The sequence below is a fragment of the Streptococcus sp. 10824 genome (genome assembly GCF_013276595.1).
Taxonomy (GTDB): Bacteria; Bacillota; Bacilli; order Lactobacillales; family Streptococcaceae; genus Streptococcus; species Streptococcus pseudopneumoniae.
Map to the genome: position 1 here is coordinate 1 of NZ_VMLH01000124.1, position 13,357 is coordinate 13,357.

At 42.0% G+C, this 13,357-nt stretch carries 10 protein-coding genes and 1 pseudogene; 1 reads left to right on the forward strand and 10 read right to left on the reverse strand.

The window, feature by feature from the left end; all coding sequences use genetic code 11:
* Positions 1 to 66: 66 nt before the first annotated feature.
* From HT701_RS10070 to rpsL, 9 genes are all read right to left on the reverse strand, one after another.
* The gene (locus HT701_RS10070) at positions 67 to 297 is read right to left on the reverse strand and encodes a GlsB/YeaQ/YmgE family stress response membrane protein (RefSeq protein WP_172931485.1); all 231 of its coding nucleotides are present in this window, start codon (positions 295 to 297) and stop codon (positions 67 to 69) included.
* A gap of 9 nt (positions 298 to 306) precedes the next feature.
* Positions 307 to 1,548, reverse strand: a complete 1,242-nt coding sequence (locus tag HT701_RS10075) for an aminopeptidase (RefSeq protein WP_172931486.1) — start codon at positions 1,546 to 1,548, stop codon at positions 307 to 309.
* Between the two features lie 15 nt (positions 1,549 to 1,563).
* Positions 1,564 to 1,716, reverse strand: a complete 153-nt coding sequence (locus HT701_RS10080) for a hypothetical protein (RefSeq protein WP_172931487.1) — start codon at positions 1,714 to 1,716, stop codon at positions 1,564 to 1,566.
* Positions 1,717 to 1,736: 20 nt separating this feature from the next.
* Entirely contained in the window at positions 1,737 to 2,015 is a 279-nt protein-coding gene (locus tag HT701_RS10085) for a type II toxin-antitoxin system YafQ family toxin (RefSeq protein ID WP_042900272.1), read from the reverse strand.
* Positions 2,008 to 2,271, reverse strand: coding sequence for a type II toxin-antitoxin system RelB/DinJ family antitoxin (locus HT701_RS10090; protein ID WP_172931488.1), 264 nt, complete (start codon positions 2,269 to 2,271; stop codon positions 2,008 to 2,010). The genes HT701_RS10085 and HT701_RS10090 overlap by 8 nt, the downstream gene beginning before the upstream one ends.
* A 101-nt stretch (positions 2,272 to 2,372) precedes the next feature.
* Positions 2,373 to 6,764: a PolC-type DNA polymerase III gene (locus HT701_RS10095; RefSeq protein WP_172931489.1), complete on the reverse strand. Its 4,392-nt coding sequence runs from the start codon at positions 6,762 to 6,764 to the stop codon at positions 2,373 to 2,375.
* Between the two features lie 103 nt (positions 6,765 to 6,867).
* Entirely contained in the window at positions 6,868 to 8,949 is a 2,082-nt protein-coding gene (gene fusA, locus HT701_RS10100) for an elongation factor G (RefSeq protein WP_045612723.1), read from the reverse strand.
* 278 nt (positions 8,950 to 9,227) lie between these two features.
* Positions 9,228 to 9,698, reverse strand: a complete 471-nt coding sequence (rpsG, locus tag HT701_RS10105; protein ID WP_000087873.1) for a 30S ribosomal protein S7 — start codon at positions 9,696 to 9,698, stop codon at positions 9,228 to 9,230.
* Positions 9,699 to 9,717: 19 nt separating this feature from the next.
* Positions 9,718 to 10,131, reverse strand: coding sequence for a 30S ribosomal protein S12 (gene rpsL, locus HT701_RS10110; protein ID WP_001142332.1), 414 nt, complete (start codon positions 10,129 to 10,131; stop codon positions 9,718 to 9,720).
* Positions 10,132 to 10,404: 273 nt separating this feature from the next.
* Between rpsL and HT701_RS10115 the strand changes: the two are divergent.
* Positions 10,405 to 10,565: pseudogene (locus HT701_RS10115) on the forward strand (helix-turn-helix domain-containing protein); the annotation flags it as partial.
* A 257-nt stretch (positions 10,566 to 10,822) separates the two neighbouring features.
* Here HT701_RS10115 and HT701_RS10120 read toward each other — a convergent pair.
* On the reverse strand, positions 10,823 to 12,820 hold the full coding sequence (locus HT701_RS10120; protein ID WP_172931490.1) for a thiol-activated cytolysin family protein: 1,998 nt from the start codon (positions 12,818 to 12,820) through the stop codon (positions 10,823 to 10,825).
* Between the last annotated feature and the right edge of the window lie 537 nt (positions 12,821 to 13,357).

Sequence of the window (13,357 nt, forward strand, 5' to 3'; positions counted from 1 at the left end):
TTGAGCAGCCTGCGGCTAGTTTCCTAGTTTGCTCTTTGATTTTCATTGAGTATCAGATTTAAGAAATTAACTTCCTCGTCTCCAGAAAATCGCTAAGACAATCATGGAACCTAGTACTGCCGGAATAATGGCAGTTCCTGCTATTATCGGTCCCCAAGTCCCAAAAAGAAAATGCCCTATAAAGGCACCAATCCAGCCTAGAAACATTTTTCCAAAACATCCCATTCGCTCTCCACGATTGGTCAGAGTACCTGCCAAGAATCCCACTAGGAGACCAACGAACATACTTCCTAACATATTATCTCCTTAATTTGCCCAATCTCCCTTACGGAAGAGTGGTACACGTGTCCCATCCTCACGGATACCATCGATGTCCATTTGGTTAGAACCAATCATAAAGTCTACGTGAACATCTGAACGGTTAAGCCCCGCGGCTTCAAGCTCCTCTTCGCTCATATCCGCTCCACCAACTACGCTAGTCGCATAGGCTGCACCGATAGCCAAGTGATTTGACGCATTCTCATCGAAAAGGGTGTTGAAGAATGTAATGCCTGACTGAGAAATTGGGCTTGGATCTGGTACCAAGGCACATTCACCCAAGGCACGCGCACCCGCATTTTCAAAGACAAGGGCTTTCATGACCTGATCACCCTTCTCAGCAGTAATGTCTATGATTTCTCCATCCTTAAAGGTTACCTTAATGCCTTCAATGATATTTCCATTGTAGCTAAGCGGTTTTGTAGAAGTGACATAACCATCTGCGCGACGGAAGTCAGGCGCTGTGAAGACTTCCTCTGTCGGCATATTTGGCAAGAATCCTTCTCCTTGCGCATTGATAGCACCAGCTGATTCCCAAACATGGTTTTTCGGCAAACCAAGGGTCAAATCTGTTCCTGGCGCTGTGTAGTGAAGGGCTGAAAATTGTTCTTTATTAAGCATATCTGCCTTGCTCTTGAGGATAGCTGCATGCTCTTCCCAAGCCTTAACAGGATCTTCTTCGTAGACACGGCAAGTTTTGAAGATTTGGTCCCAAAGGAGATCAACTGCTTCTTCGTTGCTCGCAGCATTTGGAAAGACTTTCTTGGCCCATTCAAGTCCAGCAGCGGCTGCAACAGTCCAACTAACCTTATTGGATTGAGTTGCGATTCTCATTGGCTTCATGGCAAGTCCCATAGCTTTGGCAGAAGCTGATAGCTTGTCAGCATCCACTCCGTTCAAAGCACCTGGATCAGATGAACGAACCCCAAGACGGCTAGCCTTGTTCTCCAAAAGATAGTTCATCTCAGCAACCTTGTATTCTGGCACATTGTCCAAACGCTCCATCGGAGCATAGAGAAATTTCTCACGGTTGATGACATCATCTGTCCACTGAACGATGACCTCATGCGCACCCAAGGTATAAGCTTCCTTCACGATTAGATGCGCCAACTCACGTTGCTCCACATCGATAGAAAGAGCCAAAGTGTGACCAGGTTGCACATTGATTCCATTCGCAACCAATAATTTCGCATATTTTTCTAGATTTTCTTTAAAATTTGGTAAAACCATGTAATTTTCTCTTTTCTATTTTTCTTTAAACAGGGATAGCAGGCTAACCGCTGCTACCGTAGCACAAATCAAAGTTGTTGCTTTCAAAATTTTATCCGAATCCAGTTCCAGCTGATAATCAAAGACTTTTTGGTTCGGTTTATCTTCTGCGAATATTCTAAGTTTCATGAGAACCCCCTTAAAATAGATTAAAACAAATCACTATGACTGCCTGTCCTCAGCAAATTTAAAATCAATTCTTCCTTGTCTACTTTATAAACCAAAAGCCAATCTGGCTGGATATGGCATTCACGAACTCCTTGAAAATGCTTGGATGCCGTCAATTGATGATCACGATATCTAGCAGGAAGTTCTTTTTCTTGAACAAGAAAATTTAAAACTTCTTCTAATAATTCTGCCTTCAAACCACGCTTCATAGCCAACTTAAAATCTTTTTTAAACTGTTTATGATAACGAATCTTAAGCACGCAAATCCTCCATCAAGTCAGAGACTGATTCAAAGGATTGGCTCATATTACGATTTTGGTCTAAATCCGTTAATACCTCAAGCAACTTCCGATTCTCGTCTAGTCTAACATCGAAAGGTAAACCCTGATATTGAATAGCTTGACGAAGGAAAATATTGATGGCAGTCGTCATATCCATTCCCAGATTATTAAACACCTGTTGGGCCTGCTCCTTCACGTCACTATCCAAACGGATGCTCATACTCGTCTTTGACATACTCTCACCCTCTTTCTATAGACTATTTTAACAAAAAAGAAAGCCAATGTAAATCTATTGGATATACATTAGCCTCTTTTGATAGATGATTAAACAATTTTTTAAAACAACTCATCAAACAAACTCAACTGGTTATCCTCTGGCATATTGCCGAGAATGCCCATCTCATCCATCTTTTCAACCAAGGTTGATGAGAGCCCACCGCGCTTGCGTAGTTCGGTTTTAGAGAGGAATTCTCCTTCTTGGCGCGCACGCACCAACTGCTTGGCAACGTTCTCTCCCAGACCATCCATTGCTACAAATGGCGGAATGAGGGTATCCCCATCAATGAGGAACTCTGTTGCCTGACTACGATAGAGATCGAGTTTGCCAAACTTGAAACCACGCTCCCACATTTCATTGACAATCTCAAGAGTTGTATAGAGGTCAATTTCCACATTAGATGCTTCATTGTTCTTCCGTTTTTCAGAGATTTCTTCCATTCTGCGTTTGATGGCATCCAAGCCCGCACCCATGGTCTTTATATCAAAGGCCTTAGCACGGATTGAGAAGTAAGCACAGTAATAATAAATGGGATGGTGAACCTTGAAGTAAGCTACACGCAAGGCCATCATAACGTAGGCTGCCGCATGGGCTTTAGGGAACATGTACTTAATTTTCCCACAGGACTCGATATACCACTCTGGCACCTTATTAGCCTTCATGGCTTCGATGTAGCCATTTCTCTCTTCTTCAGAAATCTTGAGCCACAAGCCCTTACGTACCCGTTCCATGATGGTAAAGGCCATCTTAGGCTCGAGACCAGCATGCATGAGGTAAACCATGATGTCGTCCCGACAACCGATAACAGTTGATAGGTCCGCAATTCCTTGCTTGATCAAATCTTGGGCATTTCCCAACCAGACATCGGTACCGTGGGACAATCCTGACAACTGCAGCAACTCCGCAAAAGTTGTCGGATGCGTCTCGTCTACCATTCCACGTACAAAGTTGGTTCCAAACTCTGGAATTCCCAGCATACCCGTCGGCGTTCCGATTTGCTCAGGTGTTACCCCTAGCACATCAGTCCCAGAAAAGAGGGCCATCACGCCTTCATCATCCATAGGAATTTCATTAGGGTCAATCCCAGACAAGTCCTGCAGTTTTCGAATCATGGTCGGATCATCATGTCCCAGTACATCAAGTTTAAGGACGTTCTCATCAATATCGTGGAAGTTAAAGTGAGTGGTCTGCCATTCAGCCGTCACATCATCCGCTGGATACTGAACAGGCGTGAAATCATAGACATCCATGTAGTTCGGAATAACAACGATTCCCCCCGGGTGTTGTCCTGTTGTCCGCTTGACACCAGCAGCACCTTGAGCGAGGCGTTCTACCTCTGCATCACGATAAAACTTGCCATAGTCCCGCTCGTAACCCTTGACAAAACCATAGGCAGTCTTGGCAGCCACCGTACCAACCGTTCCTGCACGGAAGGCATATTCCTCACCAAAAATATCGCGTACATCCAAGTGGGCGCTAGGTTGATCTTCTCCCGAGAAGTTCAAGTCAATATCGGGAACCTTGTCCCCATCAAAACCAAGGAAGGTCTCGAAAGGAATATCTTGTCCGTTTTTACTGAGTTTATAACCACAGTTTGGACAGTCCTTATTGGGCATATCAAATCCTGAACCATACGAACCATCGGTGATAAATTCGCTGTACTGACACTGACCACAGACATAGTGAGGAGAGAGAGGATTGACCTCTGTAATCCCAATCATGGTCGCAACGAAACTAGAACCAACAGACCCACGAGAACCAACCAAGTAACCCCGTTCATTGGAACGTTGCACCAGCATCTGCGATGCCAGATAAATCACGGCAAATCCATTCCCCAGAATAGAGGTTAATTCTTTTTCAATCCGCAAATCAACGATATCTGGCAGCGGATTTCCATAAATCTCAAAGGCCTTCTTGTAGGTCAATTCAGCGACCGTTTCTTCCGCCTTGTCGATGAAAGGCGTGTACAAATCCCCCTTAACAACTTCAACAGGTTCAAAGATTTCTGCCAAGGCATTGGGATTTTCAATAACCAGTTTACGAGCTAATTCCTCTCCCAAGAAGGCAAATTCATCCAACATCTCATTGGTCGTTCTAAAATGGGCTTTTGGCAGAGGAGCTGGTTGGGCATGTTCTCCATGACCAATGGTTCGGTTAATCATAGCCCCCTGTCCCAAACTACGGACGATAATTTCACGATAAATCTCTTCTTCCGGTTCGATATAGTGGACATTTCCCGTAGCCAGAACAGGCTTGCTAAGACGTTCTCCAACCTCTATCAAACTTTTGATAATGGTCTGGAGTTCTTCCATATCCTTGACCTGCTCCTTGGCAATCAAGGGAGCATAGATAGCTGGTGGCATGACCTCGATAAAGTCATAATACTTGGCCACCTCAACCGCCGCATCTACACCTTGAGAAACGACCGCATCAAAAACTTCGCCTTCTGCACAGGCTGATCCTAAAATCAAGCCCTCCCGATGGGCATCTAGAACCGTTCTCGGAATCCGTGGTACCCCTTCAAAGTACTTAGTGTTAGACAAGGAAACCAGCTTAAAGATATTTTTTAGACCTATCTGATTTTTGACATAAATGGTCGCATGCTTGATCCGAGCTTTTTTATAAGAATCTGGACTAATCAAATCAATGTTAAGTCTAGCTAAATCGGTCACACCATGTTTTTCTGCTACCTCTTTGATAAAGATAAAGAGCAGACGACCTGTCGCTTCCGCATCGTAGTTGGCCATATGGTGATGTTCTAGGGCCACACCAAAACGCTTGGTCAAAGGCCCCAAACCATGACGTTTATACTCAGGATAGAGGTTTCTAGCAAACTCCAGCGTATCAATAACTGGCTGACTAATCTTTGGCAGACCATGACGCTCATAATTGGCATTCATAAAGCCAACGTCAAAGGTGGCATTGTGGGCAACTAGAACCGTATCCTTACAAAATTCTTGGAATTCTTGTAAAACTTGTTCTAGTGGTTTGGCATTTTTGACATGATCATCTGTAATTCCAGTTAACTCAGTAGTAAAGGCTGACAAGGGATGCCCGGGATTGATAAATTCATCAAATTCAGCAATGACATTCCCCTTGTACATCTTAGAGGCTGCAACCTGAATCAAATCATTATAGATAGCTGAAAGTCCTGTCGTTTCCACGTCAAAAACCACGTAGGTCGCTTCTGACAAGTCCATCTCCACTTCGTTATAGACGATAGGGACACGGTCCTCCACGATATTGGCTTCCATTCCATAAATCAGCTGAATTCCCGCTTTCTTAGCCGCCTTATAGCCGTGTGGGAAGGACTGGACATTCCCATGGTCCGTGATAGCAACTGCTTTGTGTCCCCACTTAGCAGCTGTAGCAACGATCTCTTCGACCTCTGGTAGAGCATCCATGGTCGACATGTTAGTATGAGCATGAAACTCAACCCGACGCTCACCTTCTGGCATCAAATCCTTCCGCTCATAGTGAACAACTTCCTGCACATCCTGCACATTCATAGTCAAATCGCGTGTGAAGTTATTCATCTCCACATTCCCACGGACTCGGAGCCAAGAATTTTTCTTAATTAGATCAAATTTCTGAGCCTCTTCCTCGTTCTTAACCCACTTTTGCATAGAAAAACTGGAAGTGTAGTCTGTCATTTTAAAGTTGATCAAAACACGCCCTGTTCTGGTCACTTTTTGCTCCACATCAAAAACAACCCCTTCAAAGACCAGACGATTTTCCTCCGTCGTCACTTCGATCATAGGAGTAATCTCCGCCTTGTCCAGCTTGGGTTTAGCTGCAGCTTTTTTAGCCTGAAAATCAAAGGCTGGTTTCTCTTCCGCTGGAGGTGGCGCCATCTGTTCCAGTTGTTCCATAGCACGGAGCGCTTCCTCATTGGCCGCTTGAACAATCTGCTCATTTTCAGCATGGAAGGCCTCTTCCTGCTCTTGGGTCAACACATCATTTTTCTCTACTTGACAGTTGAAAGTTGGAAAACCAAACTTTTCAAGTTGTTTGGCTAAATTAGGAAGGTGATTTTTCTTAAAATGTTCCTTATCAATCGCCTCTGAACCTTCAATAAATAGTTGATTGCCTTCAGCACGAACTTGCAAATTCTGATAAAGAGATTTAAAGCCTTGACTAGCACATGGACCCTCAGAAAAAGCCTCTCTATAGTAGGACTGTAAGAGTTGGTTTGAAAATTCTTGAGACAGAGCCTTGATTTCGAAAACAGCTTTATTGCCTGTCTTAGAAAATTCTTCGCTTAAACCTTTCTTTAATTCTAAAAAGATTTCAATCGGTAAAATATTAGAAAATACGAAATGAAACTCCCATACCTTACTAATTTTATGAACTACAACTCGCTCAATATCAGCCTGTGATAAAGCAGGAGCCTGTCTCATTTCAGCAGGCATCCCCAGTTGATTCATCAAAATTTCAAAACTGTTTGACATTCATTTTCCTCACATTATTCTCCTACTATTTTACCATATTTAGAGGTATTTTCTAAAGACAAAAGGAAGCCACTAAGTGACTTCCTTCTAGAGTGAGGACGGATTAGTCTTCACCTTTGTTTTTCTTAATGATTTCTTCTTGTACTGACTTAGGTACATCTTCGTAGTGGTCAAATACCATCATGAATGTACCACGTCCTTGAGATGCAGAACGAAGAACTGTTGCATAACCGAACATTTCAGCAAGTGGAACGTAAGCACGAACGATTTGGCTGTTACCGTGTGCTTCCATACCATCAACACGTCCACGACGAGCAGTTACGTGACCCATAACATCACCAAGGTTTTCTTCTGGAACAGTGATTGTTACAAGCATCATTGGTTCAAGGATAGCTGGTTGTGCTGATTTAGCAGCTTCTTTAAGGGCAAGTGAAGCCGCGATCTTGAAGGCAGTTTCAGATGAGTCGACATCGTGGTATGAACCATCGTAAAGTTTAGCTTTAACGTCAACCATTGGGTAACCTGCAAGAACACCGTTAGCCATAGATTCTACCAAACCTTTTTCAACCGCTGGGATAAATTCACGAGGAACCACACCACCGACGATTGCGTTTTCGAATTCGAATCCTTTACCTTCTTCGTTTGGAGTAAATTCAATCCATACATCACCGAATTGACCTTTACCACCAGACTGACGTTTGAAGAATCCACGTGCTTGAGTAGAAGCGCGGAATGTTTCACGGTAAGATACTTGAGGAGCACCTACGTTCGCTTCAACTTTGAACTCACGACGCATACGGTCAACAAGAACGTCAAGGTGAAGCTCACCCATACCAGAGATAACTGTTTCACCAGTTTCAACGTTTGTTTCAACGCGGAATGTTGGATCTTCTTCAGCCAATTTTTGAAGGGCGATACCCATCTTGTCTTGGTCTGCTTTAGATTTTGGTTCAACCATCAATTGGATAACTGGTTCTGGAACGTTGATTGATTCAAGGATGATTTTAGCTTTTTCATCTGTCAATGAGTCACCAGTTGTAGTGTCTTTCAAACCAACGGCAGCAGCGATATCACCTGAGTAAACAGTGTCAATTTCTTGACGGCTGTTAGCGTGCATTTGAAGGATACGTCCGATACGTTCACGTTTACCTTTAGAAGTGTTCAATACATAAGAACCTGATTGAAGAACACCTGAGTAAACACGGAAGAATGTTAAACGACCTACGAATGGGTCAGTCATGATCTTGAAGGCAAGAGCTGCAAATGGCTCTTCGTCAGATGCTGGACGAGTTTCTTCTGCGTCTGTATCTGGGTTAACACCTTTAATTGCTGGGATATCAAGTGGGCTTGGAAGATAGTCAATAACCGCATCAAGCATCAATTGAACACCTTTGTTTTTGAAAGCTGAACCACACAATACTGGGAAGAATTCAACGTTGATAGTAGCTTTACGGATACCAGCTTTCAATTCTTCGTTAGTGATTTCTTCACCTTCAAGGTATTTCATCATCAATTCTTCGTCAGTTTCAGCAACTGCTTCGATCAATTTTTCACGGTATTCTTGAGCTTGGTCAAGGTATTCAGCTGGAATATCTTCTTCAAGGATATCTGTACCAAGGTCGTTAGTATAGATCTCAGCTTTCATCTTGATCAAGTCGATGATACCACGGAAGTCATCTTCAGAACCGATTGGCAATTGGATTGGGTGTGCATTTGCTTGAAGACGATCGTGAAGTGTGCTTACAGAGTAAAGGAAGTCAGCACCGATTTTGTCCATTTTGTTGGCAAATACGATACGTGGAACTCCGTACTCAGTTGCTTGACGCCAAACTGTTTCAGTTTGAGGTTCAACACCTGATTGTGAGTCAAGAACGGTAACCGCACCATCCAATACACGAAGAGAACGTTGTACTTCGATTGTGAAGTCCACGTGTCCTGGTGTGTCGATGATGTTTACGCGGTGGTTGTTCCATTGAGCTGTTGTCGCAGCAGATGTGATAGTGATACCACGTTCTTGCTCTTGCTCCATCCAGTCCATTTGTGACGCACCTTCGTGAGTTTCACCGATTTTGTGGATTTTACCAGTGTAGTAAAGAATACGCTCAGTAGTTGTTGTTTTACCAGCATCGACGTGAGCCATGATACCGATATTACGAGTTTTTTCAAGTGAAAATTCGCGTGCCATGAGGTTTGTTTCTCCTATTTATTTTTGATTTCTATTCTATTATAACATGATTTTAATAAAAACGGATAGGCAGGACCTACCCGTTCTCAATGTTTTCATGCTACTGTTGGTTTCAACTTACGAGCTGGTAAGTTGAGTTATAGCTAATACTAATCGATTTAGCTAATTTGAACCCGGGCTAAAAGCTCGGAAAATAGATAAGCTCTCCTAGAATCTTCGATTCTTCGTCAAGCTTCCTAATTTTCAGTCGCTTTTTTAACGCCCTTAGTATCTTAATCTTACCAACGGAAGTGTGCGAATGCACGGTTAGCTTCAGCCATACGGTGAGTGTCTTCACGTTTCTTAACTGCTGCACCAGTGTTGTTAGCAGCATCCAAGATTTCTTTTGCAAGACGGTCTTGCATTGTGTGTTCACCACGAAGGCGAGCGATTGTTACCAACCAACGAAGTCCAAGTGTTGTACGACGTTCTGGACGAACTTCAACTGGGACTTGGTAGTTAGAACCACCAACACGACGTGCACGTACTTCAAGTACAGGCATGATGTTTTCCATAGCTGTTTCAAATACTTCAAGTGCATCGTTTCCAGTAGCTTCTTTGATTTGCTCAAAGGCACCGTAAACGATTGAAGCAGCTGTACCACGTTTACCATCAAGCATAACGCGGTTGATAAGACGAGTAACTAGTTGTGAATTGTAAAGCGGATCTGGCAATACGTCACGTTTTGGAGCTCTATTTTTACGACTCATTTCTCTTTATCCCCTTTCCTTATGCTTTTGGACGTTTAGTACCGTATTTAGAACGGCCTTGTTTACGATCGTTAACACCTGCAGTATCAAGTGCACCACGGACGATATGGTAACGTACCCCTGGAAGGTCTTTTACACGTCCACCACGAAGAAGAACCACGCTGTGTTCTTGCAAGTTGTGTCCGATACCTGGGATGTAGGCAGTAACTTCGATAAGGTTGCTCAAACGTACACGAGCAAATTTACGAAGGGCTGAGTTAGGTTTTTTAGGTGTCATTGTTCCAACACGAGTTGCAACACCACGTTTTTGTGGTGAAGAAACGTTTGTTTGAACTTTTTTATGACTGTTGTAACCAACGTTCAAAGCTGGTGATTTAGATTTTTCTACTTTTGATTTACGCGGTTTGCGAACCAATTGGTTAATTGTAGGCATCTACATTCTCCTGTGTTTTTTTATTTTTGGTGATGATACACTTGGTGACAGCTATCATCTGTGTGTACTTTTGCAACATTTGTCAGCACGTCCCTGTACACTCTTGAGAGACCAAAAGTAAAAAGTACCGTCTATTATTGTAACAAAATTTTCCCTTGCTTGTCAAGATATTTTTCTTTTTTATTGTTAATTTTGGCTGGGGTAAGTTCTCAAAGTAACTTCCACTCGCCTAACCAAAGTGGAAATTAGTCTAAAACGGATTTTTATGGTGGAATTAAGTGTGAGACTTTCCGTTCCATCGTTGAGAAGATGGGAAAAGGCCCGTCAATGATTTCGAAGGAAATCAAGCGCAATCGCATCATGCATCCAACATCCGTCAAATCTGATTGCACGGATTGCCCACTTCTCAAAAAGCTCCTTATGTCTGTAACAACGCATTTTTTCTCATACTAAAAGCTAGGTTGTGGAAAACTGGAAGTTAGTTTTATATTGAATTGAAATAAGACATGAACAAATCTATTGGGAAAGTCAACTTAATTTCTAGAAATGTTTTAATAGCAACAACGTACTATTCTAGTTTCAATCTGCTATAGAAGTTACCCTTTCATTCTCTCAAAAGTCAATCATAAAAGAGGAGAAATCGAAGTTCCTCCTCTTCACTGTTTACTATCGAATCAAGTAAATCAAATTGTTACTCATTCACAATTTTTTCATCAACTTTAGGGTTTAGAGTTGTTCCCCAATGTGTAATTGTACGCTGTTGTACTAGTGGTAAGTCTGTGCGGTTGTAAACTGTACGCCATGGTTCCCATACAAGACCCGTCTTTTCTTGAACCTTGATACGAAGATTACGGACATTTCCTTTAAATTGAATCTCTGTTTGGAAGCCTGAAGTTCTGTTTTTTCCGTTATCTTCCCATTGACGTGAACGAATTTCTGGATTTCCTTGTTCATCATATGTAATTTCATCCCAATAGATGTAGTAACGCGCAACATAAGCGCCCTTATGATGAAGTTTCAAGAAACCATTTTTGTAAGAAGTAACCTTCGTTTCGATATAGTCTGTACTATTTTGTAAAGTTGCTTGGGCATTATCTTTTAGGAAGGCAGTCTTATATGAGATTGGCACAGCTGGACTTTGAGCGCTAAAGTTAGCTCCTTCTCTGATGAGTTCCTTCAAGTTTTCGACTGTTCCTGTGACAACTTTGGCGGCACCGCTAGCATTACCTCCTACAATTACCGCTGTTACAGAAGTATTCTTCAATAGACGGCTCCACTCAGAATTTGGAGCAATTGTTGCGCCTTTGATAACCGCATTGATAGCTGCTTTTAATTCAGTAGACTTACTTGTTGACTCAAACTTAACATAGATTTGACGTCCGTAAGAAACGTTTGATACATATACAGGTGGAGTTTGTGAATCAACGCCTCTTTGTTTTAAATCTTCAGGTGTTACACTCTTGTCAAATACAGCTGCTGGATTGGTCGGTGCATCAAATGTCGCTGTATAGTAGATTTGTTTAAAGTTTACAACTTCAATTTGCTTTTCACCCTTTTGCACAGCCTCAAAGTCAATCTTGAGCGGTGCGCCTGCTTTTTCAAAGTCTGCACCAAATTTTGCTTTCAATTGGTTCATGCTATAGGCTGTAGTTGATTCATACTGAACACGGGCAGGAACGGAATGGCTAGATGAGTAATTCTTTGTCCATCTTTCAACCAAGGTATTCATCGCAGACTGCATACCACTAGTTGTAGGATCTGCTTCAATTCGGCTGTCAGACTGAATCATACCAGGTAAATCGACGCTGACTGTCCCCTTTGCACGGGCAAGACTAATCAATTCTGGCTGATTTTCTAGCAGATTTTGGTTTGCCTTATACAAGCCACCTAGGAAGACATTTTGATTTCCATTGATGGAAACATCTGCTGTGCCTGTAGAGAGAGTTTTCTTGATTTTTTCTACAACGACAAACTCTCCATTTTGTTCCTTAGCACTTGTGTTGTAGCGATTTTCTAAGGTTTCTCCCTTGCGAGTTAAAATATCCAAAGGATTATAAGTTAAGCCAAAAAGGTAGTCTTTCAATGCTGATGTTTGATCTACTACTGGTGCAGTTCTATCCTGTCCAACTTGAGTTGTTGCTGAACGGAACACTTCCACTTCTGCCAAGCTCAATGGGGTATTTTTAGTTTTCAACTCCACTTTTACATAACGAGCGCCTTTGGCGGTGAAGAAAACTTCAAGTTCTGCCTTCCCATTCAAACTATCAAAGTGTTGACGAGCAACTTCTTGTTTTGCTTCATTTAACAAAACAACATCAAAATTGGAAAGACGATTAGCTACATTCCCATCTCCACGATTGTAGAGTTTAACTTTTCCAACATTCTCTGTTTTTCCAAGATCAACTTGCCACCAAGCATTGTCTTCAAAGTTTGTATGCGTTACAGAATGGTGCCCATAGTCACTATCAACATTACCATCCACTGCTCGTGTAGCAGCTCCTCCATAAGCAGTAGAACTTTGACTAGCTTGTTTTCCACGAGCGATGTTTTCTGTCTCAACTGGACGATTCCCTTGCTCTGTAGCCAAAGCTACTCCCTGAGCGTTCAATAAAAAGGCCGCAACAACAGCACTACACACACCGAGTCCGCACTTTTTGACAAAGCAATGCAAACGTTTTTCTTGATTCATTCCTTATTCCTCCGTTTTTAAATGAATACGTTTTCTTATTTGTCTATAGTTTATCAAATTTCAAGTAAAAGTCAAGCACAAATCAGCAAAAAAGTCAAGAAAATAAGAAGAAAACGTTTGCTGAATTTTTCTGATATTTTCTTTAGATTTCCAGTAAATACTATAGTTTGGAAACTAGATAAAACTTGAGAAGCGCTAGCTTTTTCTCTTCCTATTTATAGTTTCGCTAGATGAACTTTTTAAAGAAATATTAGAGATTAATTTCTGAATAAAAATAGCTGGGAACACATCCTCTTCCTAATAATACGTCTTGTCTTATGTGACATTTTTATACTCTTCGAAAATCTCTTCAAACCACGTCAACGTCGCCTTGCCGTACTCAAGTACAGCCTGCGGCTAGTTTCCTAGTTTGCTCTTTGATTTTCATTGAGTATTATTTCCATTATTTATACTGATATATAAAATAATACGGAAAACTTCTCAAAAGTAAGAATTTCTTTGACAAACCAAAGAAAACGCTTGCACTATTTCCTACTG

What these genes read in the sequence shown, in the direction of transcription:
- rpsL (WP_001142332.1), bottom strand. Translation starts at nt 10,131, where the DNA reads ATGCCTACAATTAACCAATTGGTTCGCAAACCGCGTAAATCAAAAGTA.
- fusA (WP_045612723.1), bottom strand. Translation starts at nt 8,949, where the DNA reads ATGGCACGCGAATTTTCACTTGAAAAAACTCGTAATATCGGTATCATG.
- HT701_RS10080 (WP_172931487.1), bottom strand. Translation starts at nt 1,716, where the DNA reads ATGAAACTTAGAATATTCGCAGAAGATAAACCGAACCAAAAAGTCTTT.
- HT701_RS10075 (WP_172931486.1), bottom strand. Translation starts at nt 1,548, where the DNA reads ATGGTTTTACCAAATTTTAAAGAAAATCTAGAAAAATATGCGAAATTA.
- HT701_RS10090 (WP_172931488.1), bottom strand. Translation starts at nt 2,271, where the DNA reads ATGTCAAAGACGAGTATGAGCATCCGTTTGGATAGTGACGTGAAGGAG.
- rpsG (WP_000087873.1), bottom strand. Translation starts at nt 9,698, where the DNA reads ATGAGTCGTAAAAATAGAGCTCCAAAACGTGACGTATTGCCAGATCCG.
- HT701_RS10070 (WP_172931485.1), bottom strand. Translation starts at nt 297, where the DNA reads ATGTTAGGAAGTATGTTCGTTGGTCTCCTAGTGGGATTCTTGGCAGGT.
- HT701_RS10120 (WP_172931490.1), bottom strand. Translation starts at nt 12,820, where the DNA reads ATGAATCAAGAAAAACGTTTGCATTGCTTTGTCAAAAAGTGCGGACTC.
- HT701_RS10095 (WP_172931489.1), bottom strand. Translation starts at nt 6,764, where the DNA reads ATGTCAAACAGTTTTGAAATTTTGATGAATCAACTGGGGATGCCTGCT.